Genomic DNA, 24,096 nt, shown 5'->3' with positions numbered 1-24,096 from the left:
TGACCGGGCCGCTGACACTCCGATTCCATGGTTCGGCCGCGTGCGGTTCTCGAAGTACACGTAGGCTCGCGTCGTGACTGAGGTGTACACCGAGGCCGCGGGCATCGGCGTGAGCTGGCTCGACACCGCCGGGCCGGTGCTCGTCTGGGTGATCGTGCTGAGCTTCATCTTCGTGGAGTGCGCGCTGATCATCGGGCTGTTCCTGCCCGGAGACTCCCTGCTGTTCGCGGCCGGGGTCGTCCTCGCACAGCACGGCTCGGACCTGAACGCGTGGCTGTTGTCGGCCGCCGCGCTGCTCGTCGCGATCCTCGGCAACCAGGTGGGGTACTACATCGGCCGGTCGACGGGCACGAAACTGATCGCGCGCCGCGGCGGCAAGGTGCTGAACCGGCACAATCTCGATCGTGCCAGGACATTCCTGGATCGCAGGGGTTTCTTCGCCATCGTGGCCGCGCGCTGGATCCCGTGGATCCGCACGCTGGCGCCGCTCATCGCGGGGACCGCGCGGATGGATCCGCGCCGGTTCGCTCTCGCGACGGCGCTGGGCGGGCTGCTCTGGGTGCCGACGCTGGTGCTGCTCGGCTACTACGGCGCCGGTCTGCTCGACCAGCTGCCGTGGGTCAAGACGGCGGCGCTGTGGATCAGCATCGCGTTCTTCGTGGTGGGCACGGCCTACGGCGTGATCCGCTACCGCCAGGAGATGCGGCGGCCCGCCGAAGAGACCGAAGAGAGCGCCGCCTAGTCCATCCATGCCCCCGCCGCCCTCAACGGAGCAGCTGCGTTCCCACGCCTACAGCTCCGGGTCGGCCCAGATCTCCAGCTGGATCCCGTCCGGGTCACGGAACACGATGACCGACGAGCCTTCCAAGGTCCGCGAGCCCTTCGAAGGTGTGTAGAAGACGCCGTATTCGGACAGCCGCGCTTCCCATTCGGCCAGTTCCGATCGCGAAGAAACCTTGAACGCCACGTGGTCCAGACCTGTCCGGCGTTCGTCGAACCGCGGCCGCTCGGTGTCCTGGTGCTCGACGAGCACGACCGCGAAACCCTCGCTCGGCGACCTGAGCACGACCTTCCGAAGACCCGTTTCGGGGTCTTCGCGACGTGTGAACTCTTCGAGTTCGAGCACACGGGCGTACCAGGGCACGCTCCGGTCCACATCGGTCACGGTGAGTGCCAGGTGGTGCACAGACATGAGCTTGGACATCGGGGATGACCGTCCTGATCAAGAGCTTGGGGGCGCCACCAGGGTGACACAGGCGCCTGTGACGACGAGGTGATCCGCCGACTTCCCACATGAATCGTGATATCCGCCGGGAAAAAGTGTTAAAAAGTGGCTGAACCGCACGCGGACCCGATATCACCTCGTGACCGCTCCGTGGTCCGGGTGTCAACGTCCTCCGCCGACGGTCAGCACCGTCCCGGTGGTGTACGACGCGGCCGGGGAAAGCAGCCACAGCACGGCTTCCGCGACTTCGCCGGGTTCGCCCGCCCGTCCCATCGGAATGGTCGGCGCGATCCGCTCCATGCGATCGGGCATTCCCGCCGCGGCGTGCAGTCCGGTGTGGATCATGCCTGGCGCGACCGCGTTGACCCGAATGGATTCTTTCGCGACTTCTTGCGCGACGCCGTAAGTCATCGTTTCGACCGCGGCCTTGGTGCCCGCGTAGTGGACCCATTCGCCGGGCGAACCGGTCCGCGCGGCGGTGGAGGACAGCGTCACGATCGCGCCGCCCTCGCCGCCGTACCGGGTGGACATCCGGCGGATGCCCTCGCGGACGCACAGGAAGACACCCGTGATGTTGACATCGACCACGCGACGGACGACGTCGACGTCGTATTCGTCGAAGCGGCCGGGGGTGTTGCCGGTGATGGCCGCGTTCGCGACCACTCCGGCGAGGGGGCCGAGCTCGACGGCGGCGTCGAACAGGGCCACCACGTCGTCCTCGGACGCCACGTCGCCGCGCTGGGTGATCGCCCGGACGCCGTGCTGCCGGACGCGCGAAGCGACGTCTTCGGCCGCTTCGGCGTCACCCGCGTAGTTGACGACGACGTCGTAACCGCGCGCGGCGGCCAGTTCACAGACCGCCGCGCCGATGCCTTTGCTGCCGCCGGTGACGATGAGAACGCCTGTCATATCGCGAAGTTGACCAGCGGCAGGTTCTCGAGGACCAGGTCGGCCCGGCTGCTGGTGGAGGCGATCAGATCGGCGTTGCGCTGGTCGGAACCGAGCGCGCGGCGACGCGCGTCGACCAGCGAACGGCCGTAGCGGCGGTGCCGTGAGACGAGCCGCTCGATGCGCTCGGGTTCGTCGGGCGCGAGGAACCACGACTCGGCGAGGATCGGCTTCACACCGCTCCACGGGTCGTCCTGCATGAGCAGGTAGTTCCCCTCGGTGATGACCAGCGGGACGTCCGGCGTGACCGCGACGGCACCGGCGATCGGCTCCTCGATCTCCCGGCGGAATTCGGGCGCGTAGACCGTCTCGCGGCCTTCGGCGAGCCTGCGCAGCAGGTGCACGTACCCGGCGGCGTCGAAGGTGTCCGGCGCGCCCTTGCGCTCCGCCCGCCCGAGCCGCTGCAGCTCCACCTGAGCCAGGTGGAAGCCGTCCATCCCGACCACCGCGGCCCTCGTGCCCAGCGCCTTCGCCAGCCCCCAGGCCAGCGTCGTCTTGCCGGACGCGGGGGCGCCGACGATGCCGAGCACGCTGCGCTGTCCCGGCTTCGCCAGCGTCTGCGCCCTGCTCAACAGGTCCTCGAACACCGGAGGCATGGCTGTCATGGCAGTACTTCTCCCATCTTCGCGACCGCGGCCGTCCACGACCTCGGTCCTTCATGCCGCACCCGTTCGGCGGCCACCTCGTTGGCGAACTCGATCCAGCGCGGCAAGTCCCCGACGTTCTCGGTTCCTTGACACTGCGCGACCGCGTACGCGAAAGCCCCGTGCCACACGTCGCCCGCACCCAGCGTGTCACGCGCCCGGGTGCCCGGGACGGGGACCGCACCGGATCCGTCCGCCGTCGACCAGCGCACCGGATCGGGGCCCGCGGTCGTGATGACCACCGGCACGCCGTGCTCGCGGGGGTCGTCCCCGCGGTACAGCGAGGAGCAGGCGGCGATGTCGACGAGCGGCAGGAGTTCGGGGAAGACCGGCTTCCAGCTCCCGGCGTCGAGCACCACCGGTATCGCGCGCTCCCGTGCCCAGCGCGCGACCTCCAGCGCCACCTCCGGATGATGCCCGTCCAGCAGCACACACCCCGGCAATTCGTCACCTACTTGCGATAGCTGCGCGCGCAAGGATCGCAAGTAGGTGACGAATTGCGAGGAGGCGTGGGCGTTGCGCGAGACGACGGTGCGCTCGCCGTCGGAGTCACGGACGACGATGGCGCTGATCGCGGGTGGATCGGGCCGCTCGGGATCGAGGTCGACCAGGTCGACGCCGTGCGCTTCGAGGTCGGCGCGGGCGAGTGCCGCCAGCGGATGCGCACCGGCGACCGTCAGGAGCGTCGCCCCGGCGCCGAGCGCGGCCACGGTCACCGCCGCGTTCGTCGCCGGCCCCCCGGCGGCGACGTCCATCGACAGCGAACGCACCTTCTCACCCGGCGCCGGGATTTCGGCGACGCGCTGAACCTGGTCGACGGTGCACAAGCCCGCCAGCAGCACCCGCACTAGCATCGAAGTACTTTTTCCCGCTGAGATGCCATCAGCTCAGCCCCGTGTGGACGGCTGAAGCGACCTCTTCGACTTCGCCGTTCTCACCGATCTTCAGCGCACCCGTGAGCAGGCCGACGACCTGGTTCATGGTGTGCGTCTTCGGCGAGACGACCGCGACCCGTTTGCCGAGGCGGTGCACGTGGATGCGATCGGCGATGTCGAACACATGCGGCATGTTGTGGCTGATCAGCACCACCGGCAGGCCGCGTTCGCGGATCCGGTTGATCAGGTCGAGCACCTTGCCGGATTCGGCGACGCCGAGAGCGGCGGTGGGCTCGTCCATGATCACCGCTTTGGTGCCGAACGCGGCCGCCCGCGCGACCGCGACACCCTGGCGCTGCCCGCCGGACAACGTCTCCACGGGCTGCGTGATCGACTTGATGTTGATGCCGAGTTCGTCGAGGATCCGCTGCGCGTCGGCCCGCATGGCGGCGCTATCCAGTTTGCGAAACACTCTCCCGAAGAGGTCCTTACGCCGCTTTTCCCGGCCGAGGAACATGTTCGACGCGATGTCGAGCGCGGGCGCGACGGCGAGATCCTGGTACACCGTCTCGATCCCGTAGTGCCGAGCGTCCAAAGGGGACTTGAAGTGGACGGTCTGACCGTCCACTTTGATCTCACCCGAATCCGGGATCACCGCGCCCGAAAGAGCTTTGATGAGGCTTGACTTGCCGGCGCCGTTGTCGCCGACGACGGCGAGCACCTCGCCGGGGAACAGCTCGAAGTCGGCGCCGTCGATGGCGGTGACCCGGCCGTAGCGTTTGACCAGTCCTTGAGCGGACAACGTGGGCGTCGTCATGACTGCTGCCTCCTCGCGAACCGGTCGACGCAGACCGCGCCGATGAGCAGGGCGCCGGTGGCGACGTCCTGGTAGAGCGCGTCCACCCCGAGCTGGGTCAGCCCGGACCGCAGGACCGCGACGACCAGCGCGCCCATCATCGTGCCGAGTACGGAACCCCGGCCGCCGAACAGGCTCGCGCCGCCGAGCACCACCGCCGTGATGGAGTCGAGGTTGCCGAGCTGGAAGGCGTTCGGGTCGGCGTTCGGCACGCGGCCGAGCGCCTGCCAGGCGGCGATCCCGACGATCACCCCGGCGACGATGTACACCGAAAGGATCGTGCGGTTGACCTTGATCCCGGACAGCCGCGCGGATTCCGGCGCGTTGCCGACCGCGTAGACGTGCTTGCCCCACGGCGTCCGCGTGAGCGCGTACCAAAGGCACAGGTACATCAGCAAAGCGAGCGTCATGCCGTAGGTGATCGGGATGCCGCCGAACAGGTACCGGCGGGTGCCGAGCCATTTGAGCAGTTCGTCCGCGACCGGGACGGCCTGGCCGTCGGCGAACAGTTTCGCGGCCGCGGTGAGCACCGTCAGCAAGCCGAGCGTGACGATGAACGGCGGCAGTTTGATCCGGGTGACCAGCGAACCGGTGACCATCCCGATCACCACCGTCGCCACGATTCCCAGCAGCAGCGCCCAGATCCCGGAGACGCCGCCGACCACGAGCTTCGCCATGATCAGCGTCGCTAGCACCATCGCGGCCGCGTTGGCCAGGTCGATGCCCGCGGTCAGGATGATCAGCGTCTGCCCGAGCGCGAGCGTGCCGACCACCAGGGACTGTTGCACCACAAGGGAAAGGTTGTCGAGGTCGAGGAACGTGTCCGTCGAGAGGGAGAACACCACGATCGCGACGAGCAGGGCCAGCGCGGGCCCGACGGCCGGTGCGCGCAGGAAGAACTCACCGATCGACGGGCGTTCGTTGCCTTTCAGGGTTGCAGTCGTCACTTCGTCCCCCAGCAGTTCTCGAGGCCCCACTTGGTGTCCTGGCTTTCCACGCCGGGGATCGGCTTGTCGGTGATCACCGCGGACCCGGTGTCGACGAACCCGCTCGGCTTCTTGCCGGTCTTGGCGTATTCGACGGCGGCGAGGACGCCCTGCTCGGCCATCTTCTTGGGGAACTGCATGACCGTGGCGGCGTACTGGCCGTCGCGCACGTTCTTGACGCCTTCGCAGCCGCCGTCGATCGAGCCCATCACGATCTGGTTCACCAGGCCGCGGGCCTGGAGCGCGGCGTAGGTGCCGCGGCCCATCGGCTCGTTCATCGTGTAGACGGCGTTGATTTCGGTGGTGCGCTGAAGCAGGTTCTCGACACCCTGCTGCGCGAGGCTTTGGTCGCCGTTCGCGGGCGTCTTGCCCTTGATCTCCGGCGAAGCGTCGGTCAGCCCGATGCCCTTGAGGAACCCGGTGTGCCGCTGAGTGTCCACTGTAGACCCCGCGGTGCCGTCCACCATGAACAGCTTCGGCGGCTTGCCTGCCAGCGCGGCCTTGACGTACGCGCCTTGGCGGCGTCCGGCCTCGAAGTTGTCCGTGGCGAAGGTGGCGTCGACGGCGGTATCCGGCTCGGTCGCCGTGTCGAGCGCGATGACCAGCACCCCGGCCTTGCGGGCGCGGTCGATGGCGTCGAGGACACCGGTCGACGAACTCGGCGTGATCAGGATGGTGTTCGCACCCTGCTGCATGAGGTTCTCGATGGCCCGGACCTGGCCGTCGTTGTCACCGTCGAACTGGCCGGCGAGCGCGCTGAACTCCGCGCCGTTCGCCTCGGCGGCGGCCTTGGCGGACGCTCTCAGTTCCACGAAGTAGGGATTGGTGTCGGTCTTCGTGACCAGGCCGACCTTGGCCTTGCCACCGCCGCCCGCGTTCGAGCCGCCACCCCAGTGGCGTTCGACGGTGCACCCGGCCGAGGTCACCGCGAGTGCGGCGGCCATGGCGAGCGCGGCGAGACTGCGCTGTCTCATGGGGATGCCCTCCGATTCAAGGCTGTCCGTGATGGACCGGAAGGTAGACAGGGTTATGCTCACTCGCAAGCGTTTGCGCAAACGCTTGCCCCCAGACTCTCTCGACAGAGCACTCACCGAGGATTGGTAATGCCGCCGTCTCGCTCGTCCCGTCCCACCCAACGCGACATCGCCGAGCTGGCGGGAGTCTCGATCACCACTGTTTCCCACGTGGTCAACGGGACAAGGGCGGTGGCCGAAGAGACCAAGCTGGCCGTCCTCCGCGCGATCGAGCAGACCGGCTACACCGGTGACGCCATCGCCCGCTCGCTGGTGACCGGCGGGACGAGGTCGATCGGCGTCGCGATCTCCCTGGTCGCGAACCCGTACTTCGCCGTCCTGATCCAGGCGATCGAACGCGAAGCCGCACTGGCCGGGTACACGGTCTTGCTCGCCGACACACACGACACCGTCGACACCGAACGTGAGACCGTGCGGACCCTGCGTTCGCGCCGCGTCGACGGGCTGCTGATCACGCCGTCGCCTGGAGACGGTTCGGTGATCGGCGAACTCGTCTCGCTCGACGTCCCGACCGTGCTCATCGACCGGCTCTCCACCCGCACCGACGTCGACCAGGTCGGCGCCGAGAACATCCAATCGACGTCCGCGCTGACGGCGCATCTGGCGTCGCTCGGGCATCAGCGGATCGGCATGATCAGCGGCACGGCCGGGCTGAGCACCAGCGAAGAGCGGATCCTCGGCTATCGCTTGGGGCTCGGCCGTTCGGGTTTGACCTGGTCGGAGGACCTGGTCGCGTGCGGGCAGTCCTCGCAGGCTGGCGGGGCCCTCGCGCTGAGCACACTGCTCGCGCTGCCCGAGCCGCCGACGGCGCTCGTGGTCGCCAACGACACCATGATGGTCGGCGTGCTGCACGAGTTGCGGCGGCGCGGGCTGCGAGCGGGCGTCGACCTGCCGGTCGTGGTCTACGACGACGTCGAATGGGCCGATCTGGTCGATCCGCCGCTGACCACGATGGCGCAGCCGATCGAGGAGATCGGCACACAGGCGGTGCGCCTCCTGCTGGCGAGGATCAACGATCCGGGACGCAAGGCCCAGACGATGCGTATTCCGCCTACGCTCCGCCATCGCGCGTCCTGCGGATGCGCTCTCGTTCACTCGTATTGATGATTGTTGGGAGACTTTCCGGTCTTGCCGCCGAGCGACGCTCCGTCAGCCGTTACCGTCGTTCAGGCTCGGATGAAGGCGTGGAGCGATGACCGCATTGTCCCCGGCGTTACCCCTGTGGGAGGACACCCCTGTCACCCACCGGTTCGGGGTGGCCATGGCGATGCACGCGAACCCGTATTCGGGTGAACTCGTCCGCGCCATCCGCCGCGCCGCACGCCGTCACGGCTGCGAAATCACCCTCGCCGACACCGGGGACAGCGTCGCCGAAGAAGCCGCGGTCATCCGCGCGCTGCGGGCGGACCGTGTCGACGGTGTGCTGCTCGTCCCGGCGGCCGGCGACGAAGCGGTGGTCAACGGACTGGTCCGGATGGGCGTGCCGACCGTGCTCGTCGACCGGATGGCCGGCCGCAACGACGTCGACCAGGTCGGCTCCGAGAACATCCAGGCCGTGTGCGCGCTCGTGCGGCACCTCGCCGGGCTGCGGCACCGCAAGATCGGCTTCATCTCGGGCGAAGAGGACATGACCACCTACGAGGAGCGGGCACTGGGCTACCGGCTCGGCCTCGGCCGCTCCGGCCTCCGGTGGACGTCGCAGCTGGTCGCGTGCGGGCAGTCGACCCCTGGCGGGGCCGCCGCCGCGACCGCGAAACTGCTGGACAGCTGGCCGTCGCCGACCGCGCTCGTGGTGGCGAGCGAGGCGATGATGATCGGCGTCCAGTACGAGGCGCACCGGCTCGGCATCCGGATCGGGCGCGACCTCGCGATCGTCGGCTACGGCGACATGGAGTGGGCGGGGCAGGTGACCCCGGCGGTCACCACGATGGCGCAGCCGATCGAGGAGATCGGGCGCAAGGCCGTCGAACTCCTGCTGGCCCGGATCACCGACCCTGAGCGACGGCCCGAATCCGTACGGCTCGCACCGCGGTTCATACACCGTCAGTCGTGCGGCTGCTGAATCACTACAGCGCCGATTGGATCCTCAGCGGTAGAGAGTGCTTCGGATCTCGCTGGTGAGAAGCCCGCCGCCGGGTGATGATGGCGGAATGACCGACCTGTGGACCGTGCACACCGCCGACCTCGGAGCAGACGTGCTGACCGCGGCACGCGCTCTGCTGGACGACGCTTTCGACGGCGATTTCAGCGACCACGACTGGGAGAACGCCCTCGGCGGCATGCATACGCTGGTGTGGGAGAGCGGCGAACTCGTCGGGCACGCGTCACTGGTCCAGCGGCGGCTGGTGCACGACGGGCGGACCCTCCGGACGGGTTACGTCGAGGCGGTCGCCGTCCGGTCGGATCACCGGCGACGCGGGCACGGCGCCGCGATGATGGACGCGCTGGAGCGGGTCCTGCGGAAGGCGTACGACCTCGGGGCGCTCTCGGCGTCCCACGAGGCTCTGGAGTTCTACGCGTCGCGCGGCTGGCTGCTGTGGCGCGGGACTTCGTCGGCCATGACGCCTTCGGGCGTGGAACCGACGAAGGAGGAAGACGGGTCGATCCACGTGCTGCCGGTGGGCGTCACCCTCGATCTGGACGGGGAGATCACCTGCGACTGGCGTGCGGGCGACGTCTGGTGACGCAATTAGTCACCTACTTGCGTCGTCCCCTCGCGTTGTACGCCTGGCGCGCGTCGCAAGTAGGTGACTAATTGCGGGGGTCGAGGGTCGCTGCGGCTTCGAGGAGCATCCACGCGCTCACCTGAACGGACAGGTCACGTTCCGGGGCATCACCCGCGAGGGGCAGCGAAGGCGCCGGAGTCGCCCAGTCGGCGCTGAAGAGCGGCCCGTGCGGCGTCTCGGCGGCACCGGACCAGCAGGCCTCAGCCGACCGGATGACCAGGTCGCGCGCGATCCCGCTCGGCAGCGTCGGCGCCGCGAGCGCCAGGTACCGGGCCAGGATCCCGCCGAACAGGCCGCCGTCGCCGCCTTCCTGCCCTCGGATCACCCCGTTCGGCGCGACGTGTTCCGCGACCGCGCGGACCGTGCGCTCCACACTGTCCAGTTCGGACAGTTCGAGGCAAGCGCCGAGATAAACCCCTTGGCAGTACGTGAAAATATGTTTGACCAGTTCGCCGCTGCCGACCCGCAGGCCGTCCCACACCAATCCGGAATCCGGGTCGACGAGCCGCTCGGTCATCCAGTCGGTCAAACCACGAGCGTGCTGCGTCGCACCTTCGCGGGCATGGAAGATCGCGGCCGGGCCGTTCGCGGGGGCATTCTTGAAATCGTCGCCGACGCGCCACCAGATCCCGCCGCCGGCGTCGTCGGTCCAGCCTTCGCGCAGCCGTGAGCTGATCGCCTCCAGCCCGCCGCGGACGTCCGGCCCGAGCTGCCCGACGCGTTGCAGCGCGAGGCCGAGCCAGGCGATGTCGTCGTAGTAGTCATTGATCCACTTGCCGAAGTTGCGCAACCGCACGGACAGCACGAACCGGTCGATCAGCTTCAGCCGATCCGGTGAAGGGTCCCGCAGCTGCGCGTCGACGAGGGTGTCCAGCAGATGTGCCTGCCACCAGTAGTTCCAGTGCCAGTGGACGCGCTGGCCCATCGAGGGCGGCCAGCCGCTGCGGCCGAGCACGGTGCCGGGCAGTCCCCAGACACCGCGCAGATGCCGGTCGCGGATCGCGCGCTCGGCGGCCGCGGCCCGGTCGGCGAGAGCAGTCATCGCGCCATCATCCCTTGCCCGCCGACATACCGCTCAGTATGTTGGGAGTACTCCCGAACCCGCGAGGTGCTTCATGACCACGGCGCACGTGACCTGCCCGCTCTGCGAAGCCACCTGCGGGCTGGAGGTGACGATCGACGAGAAGAGCCTGGTCACCCGCGTGCAGGGTGACCAGGAGGACGTCTTCTCGAAGGGCTACATCTGCCCGAAGGGCGCTTCGCTCGGCGCGCTGCACCACGACCCGGACAGGCTCACAGCGCCGCTGGTGAAACGCGACGGCGAGTTCGTCGAAGTCACCTGGGACGAGGCCTTCGCCGAGATCGACCGGCGGCTCCGGCCGATCATCGACGAGTACGGCAAGAACGCCGTCGCGGTGTACTCCGGCAACCCGACGGTGCACAACGCGGCACTGGTGCTCTACGGCCGCGTGTTCTTCAAAGCCTTGGGCACCAAGAACTTCTATACCGCGACCACGGTCGACCAGATGCCGAAGCACTTCTCCTCCGGCTACCTCTTCGGCGACCCGCAGACCATTCCCGTCGCCGACCTCGACCGCACCGGGCACCTGCTCATCCTGGGCGCGAACCCGTTGGTGTCCAACGGAAGCCTGATGACCGCGGCCGACACCAGGGGCAGGCTGCGCGGGATCCGGAAGCGCGGCGGCAAGATCGTCGTCCTCGATCCTCGCCGCACCCGGACCGCCCAGCTCGCCGACGAACACCACGCGATCCGGCCCGGTACCGACGCGTTGTTCCTGTTCGCGCTGGTCAACGTCCTGTTCGCGGAGAACCGGGTCGATCCGGGAGAGCACGTCAACGGCGTGGACGAGGTTCGCGTGCTCGCGGAGCCCTTCACCCCGGAGGCGGTCGCGCCCGCGACCGGGATCGACGCCGCCGAGATCCGCCGCATCGCGCTCGAACTCGCGGACGCCGAGCGCGCCGCGGTGTACGGCCGGATGGGGACCACGACGCAGTCGTTCGGCACCATCGCGAGCTGGCTGGTCGACGTCGTCAACACGCTCACCGGCAACCTCGATCGCGAAGGCGGCGTGATGTTCCCGCTGCCCGCGCTCTGGCGGCCGCGCCGGTCCTCTCCGTTCACCAGCGGCCGCTGGACGAGCCGGGTGCGCGGGTATCCCGAGGTGCTCGGCGAACTGCCGGTGGCCACGCTCGCGGACGAGATCGAGACACCCGGCGAGGGCCGGGTGCGGGCGCTGGTGACCATCAGCGGCAACCCGGCGCTGAGCACACCCAACTCCGCGCGGCTCACGGAAGCGTTGCGGCAGCTGGACTTCATGGTCTCGCTCGACGTGTACCTCAACGAGACCACGCGGCACGCCGACGTCATCCTGCCCGGCCCTTCACCGCTGGAGCGGCCGCATTACGACGTCGCGCTGTACGCGCTCGCCGTGCGCAACGTCGCGAACTGGACTCCGCCGCCGCTCGAAACGGACCTGCCGCAGGAGTGGGTGACCCTGCTGCGGATGGCCGGGATCGCCGCCGGCCAGGGCCCGGACGTCGACGTCGCCGCCTTCGACACGATGGTCGCGGGCGAAACGGCGCGGCGCACCGGTGTCGACCTTTCGCTCGCCGAAGGCCGCACGGGACCGGCGCGGATGATCGACCTGATGCTGCGCGGCGGACCGTACGGGCTGAAGCTGGCGGACCTCGAAGCCGCCCCGCACGGCATCGATCTCGGCGCGCTGAAGCCGCGGCTGCCGGAGGTGCTCACCACCGCCAGTGGCAAGGTCGAGCTGGCCCCGGACGCGATCACGAAGGACGTTCCGCGGCTGCGAGCGGAGCTGGACAAGGCACCGGACGGCGGTCTGCTGCTGATCGGACGGCGGCACCTGAGCTCGAACAACTCGTGGATGCACAACCTGACGCCGCTGGTCCGCGGCGGGAACCGGTGCACCGTCCAGGTTCACCCGGACGACGCCTCCCGGCTCGGGCTGACCGACGGCGGGCTCGCGTCGGTGACGTCGCGGGCGGGGAAGCTGGAAGCCCCGGTGGAGGTCACGGCCGACGTCCGGCCTGGCGTGGTGAGCATGCCGCACGGCTGGGGTCACGACGTCGACGGCACGCGCACGCGGGTCGCGGCCGCGCACGCCGGGGTCAACTCGAACCTGGTCGCCGACGAGACCCTGCTCGACGTCCCGTCCGGAACCGCCGTGCTCAACGGCATCCCGGTCGAGGTCGCCCCCGTCTAGCCCCCGCAATTAGTCACCTACTTGCGGCCTGTGACTCGCGCTTGATCGCCCGCGGAACGACCGCAAGCAGGTGACTAATTGCGGGCGTTCGGGTCACCAGGCTTGGGTGAGGTCGGCGTGCTGCCGGATCCAGGCGTGCATGACGATCCCGGCGGCGACGCCGGCGTTGATCGAACGGGTCGTGCCGAACTGCGCGATCGAGACGACCAGCGCGGCCGTCTTCTGCGCCTCGGCCGACAAGCCGGGCCCTTCCTGGCCGAACAGCAGGACGCAGTCACGCGGCAGCTCGGCGGTCTCGACGGGCTGCGAGCCGGGGGTGTTGTCGACGGCGACCACGGCGAGCCCCTCCGTCGCGGCGAAGGTCAGCAGCCCGTTGACGTCCTCGTGGTGGAGAAGGTGCTGGTAGCGGTCGGTCACCATGGCGCCGCGCCGGTTCCAGCGCCGCCGCCCGACGATGTGCACCGCGGCCGCGGCGAACGCGTTCGCCGTCCGGACCACGGTGCCGATGTTGTGGTCGTGCTGGAAGTTCTCGATCGCCACGTGGAACGGGTGCCGACGGCTGTCCACATCGGACACGATGGCCTCGCGCCGCCAGTAGCGGTACGGGTCGACGACGTTGCGGCGGTCGCCGTTCGCGAGGAGTTCCGGATCGTAGCGTTCGTCCGAAGGCCACTCGCCCTCCCACGGACCGACGCCGACCTCTTCCTTCGCCACCCATTCGGTGGGACCGGCCTCTTCCGACAAGTTCACCCGAGGATTGTCACTCAGCCCATGCTGACGCGGTGCGCCGGTGCGTCCCCGTCGTGGTGGCGGTGACGCCAGCGCTGGTACGCGCCGATGTAGGAGATGATCACCGTCGCCATCGCGATCACGACGACGATCGGCAGCGACGAGCGCGGGAACACGGTGTCGTACAGGTAGTAGGCGTTGAAGCCGCCGGGCAGGTCGCCGAGACCCTGCTGGTGCCGGAAGTAGTTCTCGGCGGCCGTCAGCGGGCAAGGCCACGGGAAGACGTTGACGAGGACCCCCCATGCGGCGAAGAACACATGCACGAAGATCACCTTCGGCCACCGCCACGCGAGAAAACCACCGAATCCGATGAACAACAGCGCGAAAATGTGCACCGCGACTGTCACGTTCGCCAGGAAACCCGCCACCTCAAGCCCCCTTCACACCCCTACCTGCGACGTTACCCCTCTCGTATTGAGAAACGCTCACGAAAAAACGGGGCATCCTCCGTTCGCACAGAGGATGCCCCGTTCGGGAGGCTTTACTCAGGACAGACCGAGATCGTCCTTGTTCAGAATGTAACGGTATTCGAGGCCTTCCTTCTCGATGGCCTCGCGCGCTCCGGTGTCCCTGTCGACGACGGTCGCGACGCCGACCACCTTCGCTCCGGCCTCGCGCAGCGCCTCGACGGCGGTGAGCACGCTGCCGCCGGTGGTCGAGGTGTCCTCGACGGCCAGTACGCGCTGCCCGAGCACCTCGACGCCTTCGATCCGGCGCTGCATGCCGTGCGCCTTGGCGCCCTTGCGGACGACGAACGCGTCGAGCACGACGCCGTCGGTGGCCGCGGAGTGCAGCATGGCCAGCGCCACCGGGTCCGCGCCGAGGGTCAGGCCGCCGGCGGCGACGTAGTCCCAGTCGTGCGTGAGCTGACGAAGCAGCTTCCCGATGAGCGGGGCGGCCGCGTGATGCAGCGTCGCCCGCCGGAGATCGATGTAGTAGTCGGCTTCCTTGCCAGAGGACAAGGTCACCTTGCCGTGCACGACGGAGAGTTCGCCGACCAGTCTCGCCAGTTCGAGTTTCGCCGCTTGATCAACACCGGGGTACGCCACGGCCGAGAGTCTTACACACGGCTCGCGGCGCACCACCGGGGTGTTTCCCGCAGTGCGCTCAGTCACTGCCGGACGTCGCGGCGTCCACGGCCTGCCCGCGGGTCGCCAGCCAGGCCGGGACCAGGGTCGCCACCAGCGCGAGCGCCGCGGCGAGCCCGATGATGGACAGGTAGATCAGCGGGGAGCCCATCGGCAGCAGGGAATCGGTCGCCACCAGGCAGAACGGGACGATCGAGCCCGCCGCCACGACGGTGCCGAGCACGATCCCGAGCAGCGCGACGAGCCCGCCTTCGTAGCCTGCCATCCGCAGCACCTGCGCCCTGGTCGAGCCGGTGAGCCGCTGGAGACCGAACTCGCGGCGCCGCCGCACCGTCGCCATCACCAGCGTGTTGGCCACCGAAATCACCGTGTAGGCGATGATCATCCCGACCAGCAGGTAGTTCACCCACGCGCCGACGGCCTGGTCCTTGGCGTGCGCCGCGACGAGCGCGTCCCGGTCGCCGACGGACACCGGCTGCCCGGCCGTCGCCTCGCGAAGCCGTTCGGTGAGCGCTGCCGGATCGACGTCCGGGGCCGCGCGGACCAGCATCTGCGGGGCGAGTCCGGCGGTGGTGTGCGGGGCCAGCAGCCCGGCAGGGAGCAGCAGGCTCTCGAAACCGGGGCGCTGGCTGGTCACCGCGACGACCTTGACGTCGACCGGGGTGCCGTCGCCGAGCCGCAGGCTCAGCTTGTCGCCGACACCGCGGCCGAAGTCCTTCGCGAAGACCTCGGGGAGCGCGACGGTCATCCCGGTCAACGCCTTCAGGTCGCCCTGGGTCACCTTGGTGTCGGTGGTCGCGGCCGCGCCGGAGGCGGTGAGACCGATCGCCGGACGGCCCTCGTCTGAGGAGTCGTACGGCTCCTCGATGAACACGCTGCTGGTGACGTACTCGGACGCTCCGGCGACCCCGGGTACGGCCTGGATCCGCTGGACGAGGTCCGGGGACAGCCCGCCCGCCGCGGAAGCGATCACGGCGTCGGCGCGGACGTCTTCGGTGAACGCCTGGTTGGCCAGCTCCTGCTGGGTGGTCTGCAGGTAGATGTTCGCGGTCGCGATCCCGACGGCGAGCATGATCGGGGTGACCGCGCCGGCCGCCCGGACGATGCCGGCCCGGGTGTTGAGCACGGCGAGGTGCCCGGCGATCCCGCCGAACAGGCGCATCGGCCACCGCAGGATCGCCGTCATCACCTTGGCGACGCCGGGGGTGATCATCGCGACGCCGAGCGCCCAGAGGATCACCGCGGGTCCGGCGGTGCTGGCCGCGATCGGGCCGGTCATCACCGCGACGGTCACGATGGCCAGCGCGGTGCCGCCGCCGAAGCAGAGGACGGCGAACACGACCCGCGTCGGGGTCAGCCAGCGGCGGGTCACCGCGGCCTCGGCGAGCGCCTCGGTCGGCCGGATCTTCCCGGCGCGGCGGCCCGCGAAGAAGGCGGCGATGAAGACCGCGAGCATCGCGGCTCCCGCACCGACGACGGCGGGCAGCCAGCCTTGATAGAACCGCAGAACCCCGGGCACCACGCCGTTTTCGACGAGCTGCCCGAACAGCCACTCGCCGAGGAACGGGCCGAGGGCGGCGGCGAGCGCGGTGGCGAGCAGGCCGACGGCCAGCGCTTCGCCGAGCACCATGCGCCGGAGCTGGCGCGGGGTCGTGCCGATCGCCCGCATCAGCGCCAGTTCACGCGAACGCTGCTGGGTGGACAGACTGAGCGTGCTGGCGACGACGAACATCGCGACCATCACCGAAAGCCCACCGGACACCGCGGCGATGACGATCAGGTTCGCCCCGCTCGAATCGGCCTCGGGAAACTCCGCGACACCGCGGTCGATCCCGCTCAGGACGTTCGCCCCGGTCGCGACCTCGGCGACCTTCGCCTGCACCGCTTCGAGGTCGGCGCCCGGGTCGGTGAAGACGCCGATGACGTCGGCCTTGCCGGGGTACCCGGAGAGCCGGGCGGCGTCGGCGGCGGAGAAGAACATGGCGGCCTGCGTGATCGAACGCGGCGCACCGGCCACGCCCGACACCCGGAAGCCTTCGATTTCGCCGTGGGCGGCGACGTCGATCCGGTCGCCGGGTTTGAAGCCGGACGTCGACTCGACGACGACCTCACCCGCGGCGGGCGCGGCCCCCTCGGCCAGCGTGTACGGGGTCAGCGCGGCGGAGTCCCAAGCGTGGCCGAGTGCGGGCTTGCCACCCGCCGCGACCGGGAAGCTCACTTCACCGACGACGTCCGAGACACCCGGGACGGACCGCAGCCGGGAAACCAGCCCGTCGTCGAGCCGGACACGCTCGGGGAGCCGCGCGTCCTCGAATTTGCGCTTGTCATCGGCGTCGAGGGAGGCGGGGTCCGCCTTGGGCAGCTCGAAGGTCTGGCCGCCGGTGACGACGATCGGCGCGGCGGCGAGGCGCTGGGGTTCCGCGTTGCCGCGGATCCCGGTCTCCATCAGGCCTCCGCAGGAGGCGACGATCAACGCGCCGAAGAAGACGGCGATGAAGGTGCCGATGAATCCGCCCTTGCGCAGGCGCAGGGTCCGGAAGGCGAGTCGCAGCATCACGCACCCGCCTTGACCTGGCTGCCCCAGGCACCCAGGTGGATCATGCGTTCGGCGACGACGTCCGCCGTCGGCGCGTGCAGTTCGTCCGCGATCCGGCCGTCGGCGAGGAAGATGACGCGGTCGGCGTAGGAGGCGGCCATCGGATCGTGGGTCACCATGATCACCGTCTGGCCGGTCGTCCGGACCGAATCGCGCAGCAGCGCGAGGACCTCGGCGGCGGTGCGGGTGTCGAGCGCGCCGGTCGGCTCGTCGGCGAAGACCACTGCGGGCCGGGTGACCAGCGCCCGCGCGATCGCGACGCGCTGCGCCTGCCCGCCGGACAGTTCGCCGGGAAAGTGCTTGCGGCGGCCGGAAAGCCCGACCCGGGTCAGCATCTCCTCGACGACCCGGCGGTCCGGCTTGGCGCCGGCGAGCTGCTGCGGGAGCGTGACGTTCTGCTCGACCGTCAGCGCCGGAAGCAGGTTGAAGGCCTGGAAGATGAACCCGACCCGGTCGCGGCGCAGCTTCGTCAGCTTCGCCTCGTTCATCCCGGCCAGTTCCTGCCCGTCGAGTACGACGGACCCCGACGTCGGCCGGTCCAGCCCGGCCGCGCAGTGCAGGAAGGTGCTCTTGCCCGAGCCCGAGGGGCCCATCACCGCGGTGAAACCGCCGCGCGGGAACGCCAGCGTCACCCCGTCCAGGGCGACGACGCCCTTGCCGTATTCCTTGCGGACGCCGTCGAGCCGGACCGCGTCACCGTTCCACCCAGTGTTCATGGGGAAAACCCTAGGAATTCCCGGCCGGACACACCCTGGTGCGAACGTGCGTCTCCTTGGTAGGGCGGGCCCTACCGAACCCGGACGGCAAAGGCCGCACAGGCATACTCGGGTGAAATCACGAAAGGATCTTTCTGCATGCGGAAGCTCGTGTACTACGTCGCCACCACTCTCGACGGTTTCATCGCGGGCCCCGACGGCGCCGACCCCACCGGACCCGACGGGTTCTGGCCGATTCCGGCGGACTACCTGGAGTACCTGATCGCGGAGTACCCGGAGACGCTGCCCGGCCCCGCCCGCGCGGCGATGAACGTCACGGCGGAGGGCACGCACTTCGACACCGTGCTCGAAGGACGGCGCAGCTACGAAATCGGGCTGAAGGCGGGCGTCCCCGACGCCTTCCCCCACCTTCGTCACCTGGTCTTCTCCCGGACGCTCGCCGAGAGCCCGGCCCCCGCCGTGGAACTGGTCGCCGACGACCCCATCGGCAAGGTGCGGGAGCTCAAGCAGGAAGACGGCAAGGACATCTGGCTCATCGGCGGCGCCGAACTGGCGGGCGCGCTCTACCCGGAGATCGACCAGCTCGTGCTGAAGATGGCAACGCTGACGATCGGCACGGGGATCCCGCTCTTCTCCCGCAACGCCGCCTTCGACCCACGCGTCTGGAAGCTCACCGGGCACAAGCTGCTCGACAGCGGCGCGGCCTTCGTCACTTACACGCGTTGATCCGGCGGCAAGGGCCGCGCCTCAGGTGCGGCCCTTGCCCCCGAAACCGCCGCCGAGCTTCCGCAGCACCGCGCGCGGCAGCAGTCCGCCGACCGCGACGATCGCCTTGTACTGCAGGCTCGGCACCGAGATCACCTTGCCGCGGCGCAGATCCGCGAGTGCCTCGTCCACGACCTGCTCGACACGGAGCCAGAACGCTTTGGGCCCTGGCTTGTCCAGGCCCGCTCGCTGGTGGAACTCGGTGACGGTGAACCCGGGGCAGAGCGCCATCATGCGGATGTTCTTCGGCAGCGAGGCCGCGATGCCCTCGGTGAACGAGGTGACCCAGTTCTTGCTGGCCGTGTACGTGGAACCGCGGCCGCTGAAGAAGCCCGCGACCGAGCTGACGTTGATGATCGCGCCTTCGCCGCGGTCGATCATCCCCGGCAGCGCCGCGCGGGTGAGCCGCAGGACGGCGGTGACATTGACGTCGAGCTGACGTTGCAGCGCGTCCGGCGGGATGGTCCAGAAATCGCCGTTGAGCCCGAAGCCCGCGTTGTTCACCAGTAGGTCCACCGGCTCTTCGGCCAGCCGTGTCTCGACAAGCGCACGTCCGTCCACTTCGGACAGATCGGCGGGCAGGACGACGACGTCGACGCCGTGCGCATCGACCAGTTCCGCGGCGAAGCTCTCCAGCCGGTCGACGTCGCGGGCGACGAGCACGAGGTCGTACGCCTCGGCGGCGAGCCTGCGCGCGAACTGCGCGCCGATGCCGGCGGTGGCGCCGGTGATCAGTGCGGTCGGTGTCATGTCGCCGAACCTACTCCTCGGTCGGGTTCGGCGGAGAGTGTCTGAAGGGGCGAGTGTGGGGGTCACCCACCGTGGGGATTTGACGTGCAACCGCTCAAGTCGGGAAGTATCGTCCGGCCCCATGGGGAAGCACAGCAGGCGCAAGCCGGGCTACCTGCCCAAAGTCGCGGCCGGCGCGGCGCCGCTGGCCTTGTTGTTCGCCGGTCCGGCCGGCGCACTCGCCGCCCAGACCGATCCGTCGATCCCGCTTCCACTCGATCACCAGCGCGAAGGCACCCTCGATCGCGGTGTCGGCTTCACCAGCGAAGGCGACACATCCGTCTTCCGCGGTTTCCTGACCAACACCGAACGGAACGTCTTCAGCAAGGACGTCGGCGACGTCAAAACCATCGCGGACGTCCGCCGGTCGGTGAGCGAGACCGTCGAGACCCGCGACGGTGTCACGGCCAGTCCGGACAAGGTCGGCGTGCTCGCCGCAGCGAAGACCGCCGAAGCCGCCAAGCAAGGCCAGCGGGAAGCGGTGAAGCTCGACCGCCACGGCAGTGTCGTCGCCGGGAACGAGACAGAACTCGAGCGGACCGGCACCCGGCTGACCGAGGCCACGATCGACCCGCGCACCGGCGTCCCCACCCTTGTTTCCGAGGACAGCCGCGGTCTCCGCGCGGCCGAGGGGACCTATCACGCCGTCCGCCCGCTGCCCGGGGTCGGCGTGATCAACGAGACGGAACAGCACGTCGGCGGCGGCCTCGACCGGGCCATGCGGCTCGACGGCGGTTTCTCCGGTGACCTCGGCGGCGTGCTGGAGGCGGGCCGGTCTTCCGGGCACGCCGTCGACGTCGGCGAACTCGCCGCCGTCGGGACGACGTCGGCGCAGCACGGCAACGGCCGGTTCAAGGGTCTCCTGCCGCTGGACGTCGGCTCCGGCACCGGCTTCGGCCAGGAACACGCTCTCGGCGGCACCATCGGCCCGTCGTCCGGGCTGGTGACCACCGGAGAGGACCTGGAACTGGCACAGCATGGCGCCGGCATCACCGGGGCCGGTTCGCACCGGATCAGCGGAGACCTCGGAATCGGCGACGTGGCGTCCGCCCGCGGCACCACGACGACGACCTTGCGCGGAGTTCTGCCGACCACCGATCCCGCACAGGCGGGACGGGTGACGCAGTCCGGGACGCTCGATCTGACCGTGCTCGGTCAGTCGTGGCACACCGGCGCGACAGCCGGAGCGCTCCCGTTGGAACTCGAGCGGGCCTAGCGCCTAGCTCTGCGGCTCGATGTCGTCGGCGGCCTCGGCCTGCCAGTGGCGGCCCGGGGTCGAGGCGTTGTCGTACTCCTCGTCGAACGGGTCGACGATGTCGGCGATCTCGCCGAGGTCGCGCAGCAGCCGCTCGAGCCTCGACGGCCCGGCGTTGGGGGCGACGCTCGCGAGCACCCACTCGTTCTCCAGCCACGCCACGCCGACGTCGCCACCGAGTGAATCGGCCGCGTCGACGAGGTCCTGCGTGATCACCTTGCGGGCGCCCTCGGAGTCGTCGGCGAAGGCGTAGCGCTGGCCGATCGGGCCGAGCATCTCGGGCATGTCCTGGCGCTGGAACGGCACACTGGACAGCCACATCTCCAGCGGCACCTCGTGCACACGGTTGCACCGGACGGCGACCACGACCGCCGGGATCTGGCCCTCGGTCTCGATGTCGAAGATGAAGACCGGGCGCCGCCCGTCGGAGGTGAAGGTGGACCCGGCCACGACGTTGACCGCCAGCTGCGCGCCGAAGTACCCGATCGCGCCGTTGGACCACTGCCGCGGCAGCCGCTCGTCCTCTTCGACGAACTGCCAGCCGCGCAGCTCGGCCCAGCGCATTCGCTCGCGATTGCGCGAGCCCTCCTTCGCCCGGTCGGCCGCGAGCAGCGCCAGCCCCGCCACCAAGGCGACGGCGGCGATGACGAACCAGATCCACGCCGGAATACCCACGCCGGTCAGGGTATCCCCCTGCCCTCACCGGATGTGATCGCCGGGCGCCGTGTCGCGCCACCCCTTTCGGTTCCGCGCCCCGAAGACAGGGTGAAACGTCGACAAATCGCTGTGTCGCCAATGCAATGAAGGGGCCTTTCATCGCAAATTTTGCAATGAAAGGCCCCTTCATCTCAGCCGGCGGGTGACCGACCGGCCCGCGTCAGTCCACCCGGGTGACCGTGAGCGCGTCCGACGCCTCCTGGGCCGGGATGTCGACCCGGACCGTGTCGCCGTCCCGGATCTCACCGGCCAGCAACTGTTTCGCCAGCTTGTCGCCGATCGCCGACTGCACCAGCCGCCGCAGCGGCCGTGCGCCGTAGATCGGGTCGAAGCCGTTCAGCGCGAGCCACTCGCGTGCTCCGGCGGTGACGTCGAGCGTCAGGCGACGCCGCGAAAGCCGGGTGGCGAGCCGGTCGATCTGGATGTCCACAATGGACGTCAGCTCGTCGGTGCCGAGCGCGTGGAAGACCACGATGTCGTCCAGCCGGTTCAGGAACTCCGGTTTGAACTGCCGCTGCACCACCGACATCACCGCGTCGTTGCGCTGACGCTCGTCGAGCGCCGGGTCGGCGATGGCCTGCGAACCGAGGTTCGAGGTCAGCACCAGGATCGTGTTGCGGAAGTCCACCGTGCGGCCCTGGCCGTCGGTGAGCCGTCCGTCGTCGAGCACCTGCAGGAGCACGTCGAACACGTCCGGGTGCGCCTTCTCGACCTCGTCCAGCAGCACCACCGAATACGGGCGCCTGCGCACCGACTCGGTCAGCTGCCCGCCCTGGTCGTAGCCGACGTAGCCCGGAGGCGCCCCGACCAGGCGCGCCACCGAATGCTTCTCGGCGTACTCGCTCATGTCGATCCGCAGCATCGCGCGCTCGTCGTCGAACAGGAACTCGGCCAGCGCCTTCGCCAGCTCGGTCTTGCCGACGCCGGTCGGGCCGAGGAACAGGAACGAACCGGTCGGCCGGTCGGGGTCGGCGACGCCCGCCCGGGTGCGGCGCACCGCGTCCGAAACGACCTGCACGGCCTCCTTCTGCCCGACGACGCGTTTGCCGAGCTCCTCCTCCATCCGGAGCAGCTTGCCCGTCTCGCCCTCCAGCAGCCGTCCGGCCGGGATACCGGTCCACGCGCTGACCACGTCCGCGACGTCGTCCGCGCCGACCTCTTCCTTGAGCATGACGTTCTGCTGGCTGACCTCGCTGGCGGCGATCGCGGCCTCGAACTCCTTCTCCAGCGCGGGAATCCGGCCGTAGCGGAGCTCGGCGGCCTTGCCGAGGTCGCCGTCGCGTTCGGCGCGTTCGGACTCGCCGCGCAGCTGCTCCAGCTGCCCCTTGAGGTCGCGGACGCGTTCGATCGAGCCCTTTTCGTTCTGCCAGCGCGCCGTCAGCGCGGTCAGCGTCTCGCGCTTTTCGGCCAGCTCCGAGCGCAGCGCTGCGAGCCGGTCCTTGGAGGCGGCGTCGTCCTCTTTGGACAGTGCCATCTCCTCGATCTCCATCCGCCGCACGGCGCGCTCGACCTCGTCGATCTCGACCGGCCGCGAGTCGATCTCCATGCGGAGCTTCGACGCGGCCTCGTCGACCAGGTCGATCGCCTTGTCCGGCAGGAACCTGGCGGTGATGTAGCGGTCGGACAGGGTCGCGGCGGCGACCAGCGCGGCGTCGGTGATGCGCACCCCGTGGTGCACCTCGTACCGCTCCTTGAGCCCGCGCAGGATGCCGATGGTGTCCTCTGTGGACGGTTCGCCGACCAGCACCTGCTGGAAGCGCCGCTCCAGCGCGGCGTCCTTCTCGATGTGCTGCCGATACTCGTCGAGCGTGGTCGCGCCGACCATCCGCAGCTCACCGCGGGCGAGCATCGGCTTGATCATGTTGCCCGCGTCCATCGCTCCCTCGCCGGTCGCGCCGGCGCCGACGATGGTGTGCAGCTCGTCGATGAAGGTGACGACCTCGCCCGCGGAGTCGGTGATCTCCTTGAGCACGGCCTTCAGCCGCTCTTCGAACTCGCCGCGGAACTTGGCCCCGGCGACCATCGAGCCGAGGTCCAGCGCCACCACTCGCTTGCCGCGCAGCGATTCCGGCACGTCACCGGCGACGATGCGCTGGGCGAGCCCTTCGACGATGGCCGTCTTGCCGACACCGGGTTCGCCGATGAGCACCGGGTTGTTCTTGGTGCGGCGCGAGAGCACCTGCACCACGCGGCGGATCTCGGTGTCGCGGCCGATCACCGGGTCCAGCTCGCCGGCGCGGGCGCGTTCGGTCAGGTCGACGCCGTACTTCTCCAGCGCTTTGAAGGTGCTCTCCGGATCCGGGCTGGTGATCCGCGCGGAGCCGCGCACCTTGGCGAACGCGTCACGCAACGCGTCCGGGGTGGCGCCGTGCCGTTTGAGCAGGTCGGCCACCGGACCGCCCTCGGTGGCGAGGCCGACGAGGAGGTGCTCCGTCGAGACGTACTCGTCGCCGAGTTCGGTCGCGAGCTTCTGCGCGTGCGTCAGCGCCTTGACCGCGTGCGCGTCGAACTGCGGGCTCGACACGGTCGCGCCGGTCGCCGACGGCAGCGCCGCGATCAGCGGCTCCAGCTCCTTGTGCACCTGCTCCGGATCGGCCCCGACCGCGGTCAGCAGCGGTGCGGTGAGCCCCTCACCCTGCGCCAGCAGGGCGCCGAGCAGATGCGCGGCCGCCACGTGCGGGTTGCCCGCCATCGTGGCCGCCTGCGCCGCCGACGAGATCGCCTGCTGGGTCTTCGTGGTCGGGTTGAAAGCGTCCATCCCTCACCTCGTACTAGGTCCTGCGAAAGTCCGTCGACCGGTACAACGTCAACAAAGTTGAGTCTGTTCCGCTCAACT

The 24,096-nt window shown here is 69.5% G+C and carries 23 protein-coding genes; 7 read left to right on the top strand and 16 right to left on the bottom strand.

Annotated features, from left to right (window positions below; translation table 11 throughout):
- Nucleotides 1-73 precede the first annotated feature (73 nt).
- Nucleotides 74-742 carry a DedA family protein gene (locus tag DL991_RS14365; protein ID WP_125784804.1) on the top strand — a complete coding sequence of 223 codons (669 nt, stop codon included), beginning with the start codon at nt 74-76 and terminating at the stop codon, nt 740-742.
- Between the two features lie 48 nt (nt 743-790).
- Here DL991_RS14365 and DL991_RS14360 read toward each other — a convergent pair whose 3' ends face one another.
- From DL991_RS14360 to DL991_RS14330, 7 genes are all read right to left on the bottom strand, one after another.
- Nucleotides 791-1,204, bottom strand: coding sequence for a VOC family protein (locus DL991_RS14360; protein WP_125784803.1), 414 nt, complete (start codon nt 1,202-1,204; stop codon nt 791-793).
- 183 nt (nt 1,205-1,387) lie between these two features.
- Nucleotides 1,388-2,134, bottom strand: coding sequence for an SDR family oxidoreductase (locus DL991_RS14355; protein WP_125784802.1), 747 nt, complete (start codon nt 2,132-2,134; stop codon nt 1,388-1,390).
- Nucleotides 2,131-2,778 carry a nucleoside/nucleotide kinase family protein gene (locus tag DL991_RS14350; protein ID WP_125784801.1) on the bottom strand — a complete coding sequence of 216 codons (648 nt, stop codon included), beginning with the start codon at nt 2,776-2,778 and terminating at the stop codon, nt 2,131-2,133. The genes DL991_RS14355 and DL991_RS14350 overlap by 4 nt, the downstream gene beginning before the upstream one ends.
- Entirely contained in the window at nt 2,775-3,671 is an 897-nt protein-coding gene (locus tag DL991_RS14345) for a PfkB family carbohydrate kinase (protein ID WP_233598850.1), read from the bottom strand. Before DL991_RS14345 ends, DL991_RS14350 begins: the two co-directional genes overlap by 4 nt.
- A gap of 28 nt (nt 3,672-3,699) precedes the next feature.
- Nucleotides 3,700-4,509, bottom strand: a complete 810-nt coding sequence (locus DL991_RS14340) for an ATP-binding cassette domain-containing protein (protein WP_125784800.1) — start codon at nt 4,507-4,509, stop codon at nt 3,700-3,702.
- A complete protein-coding gene (locus tag DL991_RS14335) occupies nt 4,506-5,495 on the bottom strand; it encodes an ABC transporter permease (protein WP_199746185.1) in 990 nt (329 codons plus the stop codon). Before DL991_RS14335 ends, DL991_RS14340 begins: the two co-directional genes overlap by 4 nt.
- A complete protein-coding gene (locus DL991_RS14330; RefSeq protein WP_125784799.1) occupies nt 5,492-6,508 on the bottom strand; it encodes a substrate-binding domain-containing protein in 1,017 nt (338 codons plus the stop codon). Before DL991_RS14330 ends, DL991_RS14335 begins: the two co-directional genes overlap by 4 nt.
- Nucleotides 6,509-6,637: 129 nt before the next feature.
- Here DL991_RS14330 and DL991_RS14325 point away from each other — a divergent pair, with 129 nt between their 5' ends.
- From DL991_RS14325 to DL991_RS14315, 3 genes are all read left to right on the top strand, one after another.
- On the top strand, nt 6,638-7,672 hold the full coding sequence (locus DL991_RS14325; RefSeq protein WP_125784798.1) for a LacI family DNA-binding transcriptional regulator: 1,035 nt from the start codon (nt 6,638-6,640) through the stop codon (nt 7,670-7,672).
- Between the two features lie 88 nt (nt 7,673-7,760).
- Complete coding sequence (locus DL991_RS14320) at nt 7,761-8,630, top strand: LacI family DNA-binding transcriptional regulator (protein ID WP_199746186.1); 870 nt, start codon at nt 7,761-7,763, stop codon at nt 8,628-8,630.
- 88 nt (nt 8,631-8,718) lie between these two features.
- Entirely contained in the window at nt 8,719-9,252 is a 534-nt protein-coding gene (locus DL991_RS14315; protein ID WP_125784797.1) for a GNAT family N-acetyltransferase, read from the top strand.
- A gap of 67 nt (nt 9,253-9,319) precedes the next feature.
- Here DL991_RS14315 and DL991_RS14310 read toward each other — a convergent pair whose 3' ends face one another.
- Complete coding sequence (locus DL991_RS14310; RefSeq protein ID WP_125784796.1) at nt 9,320-10,336, bottom strand: glycoside hydrolase family 76 protein; 1,017 nt, start codon at nt 10,334-10,336, stop codon at nt 9,320-9,322.
- Between the two features lie 73 nt (nt 10,337-10,409).
- On the opposite strand from DL991_RS14310, the gene DL991_RS14305 reads away from it, so the two are divergent.
- Nucleotides 10,410-12,545, top strand: a complete 2,136-nt coding sequence (locus DL991_RS14305; protein WP_125784795.1) for a molybdopterin-dependent oxidoreductase — start codon at nt 10,410-10,412, stop codon at nt 12,543-12,545.
- Nucleotides 12,546-12,638: 93 nt separating this feature from the next.
- On the opposite strand, the gene DL991_RS14300 is transcribed toward DL991_RS14305, so the two are convergent.
- From DL991_RS14300 to DL991_RS14280, 5 genes are all read right to left on the bottom strand, one after another.
- On the bottom strand, nt 12,639-13,289 hold the full coding sequence (locus DL991_RS14300; protein WP_370306354.1) for a TrmH family RNA methyltransferase: 651 nt from the start codon (nt 13,287-13,289) through the stop codon (nt 12,639-12,641).
- A gap of 20 nt (nt 13,290-13,309) precedes the next feature.
- A complete protein-coding gene (locus DL991_RS14295) occupies nt 13,310-13,702 on the bottom strand; it encodes a DUF2784 domain-containing protein (protein WP_125784793.1) in 393 nt (130 codons plus the stop codon).
- Nucleotides 13,703-13,819: 117 nt separating this feature from the next.
- Nucleotides 13,820-14,383, bottom strand: a complete 564-nt coding sequence (gene pyrE / locus DL991_RS14290) for an orotate phosphoribosyltransferase (protein ID WP_125784792.1) — start codon at nt 14,381-14,383, stop codon at nt 13,820-13,822.
- Nucleotides 14,384-14,441: 58 nt separating this feature from the next.
- Nucleotides 14,442-16,976: an FtsX-like permease family protein gene (locus DL991_RS14285; protein ID WP_125784791.1), complete on the bottom strand. Its 2,535-nt coding sequence runs from the start codon at nt 16,974-16,976 to the stop codon at nt 14,442-14,444.
- On the bottom strand, nt 16,976-17,734 hold the full coding sequence (locus DL991_RS14280; protein WP_125784790.1) for an ABC transporter ATP-binding protein: 759 nt from the start codon (nt 17,732-17,734) through the stop codon (nt 16,976-16,978). The genes DL991_RS14285 and DL991_RS14280 overlap by 1 nt, the downstream gene beginning before the upstream one ends.
- A 138-nt stretch (nt 17,735-17,872) precedes the next feature.
- Between DL991_RS14280 and DL991_RS14275 the strand changes: the two genes are divergently transcribed.
- A complete protein-coding gene (locus DL991_RS14275; RefSeq protein ID WP_125784789.1) occupies nt 17,873-18,460 on the top strand; it encodes a dihydrofolate reductase family protein in 588 nt (195 codons plus the stop codon).
- A 21-nt stretch (nt 18,461-18,481) separates the two neighbouring features.
- On the opposite strand, the gene DL991_RS14270 is transcribed toward DL991_RS14275, so the two are convergent.
- The gene (locus DL991_RS14270; RefSeq protein ID WP_125784788.1) at nt 18,482-19,249 is read right to left on the bottom strand and encodes an SDR family oxidoreductase; all 768 of its coding nucleotides are present in this window, start codon (nt 19,247-19,249) and stop codon (nt 18,482-18,484) included.
- A 121-nt stretch (nt 19,250-19,370) separates the two neighbouring features.
- On the opposite strand from DL991_RS14270, the gene DL991_RS14265 reads away from it, so the two are divergent.
- The gene (locus tag DL991_RS14265; RefSeq protein WP_125784787.1) at nt 19,371-20,504 is read left to right on the top strand and encodes a hypothetical protein; all 1,134 of its coding nucleotides are present in this window, start codon (nt 19,371-19,373) and stop codon (nt 20,502-20,504) included.
- A gap of 3 nt (nt 20,505-20,507) precedes the next feature.
- Here DL991_RS14265 and DL991_RS14260 read toward each other — a convergent pair whose 3' ends face one another.
- Together DL991_RS14260 and clpB are read right to left on the bottom strand one after the other, a co-directional pair.
- A complete protein-coding gene (locus DL991_RS14260; RefSeq protein ID WP_125784786.1) occupies nt 20,508-21,218 on the bottom strand; it encodes a hypothetical protein in 711 nt (236 codons plus the stop codon).
- Nucleotides 21,219-21,420: 202 nt separating this feature from the next.
- Nucleotides 21,421-24,018: an ATP-dependent chaperone ClpB gene (gene clpB / locus DL991_RS14255; protein WP_125784785.1), complete on the bottom strand. Its 2,598-nt coding sequence runs from the start codon at nt 24,016-24,018 to the stop codon at nt 21,421-21,423.
- Nucleotides 24,019-24,096 lie beyond the last annotated feature (78 nt).

The organism is Amycolatopsis sp. WAC 01375 (genome assembly GCF_003947325.1).
Classification (GTDB): Bacteria; Actinomycetota; Actinomycetes; order Mycobacteriales; family Pseudonocardiaceae; genus Amycolatopsis.
This window is presented reverse-complemented; position numbering and strand designations above follow the sequence as displayed.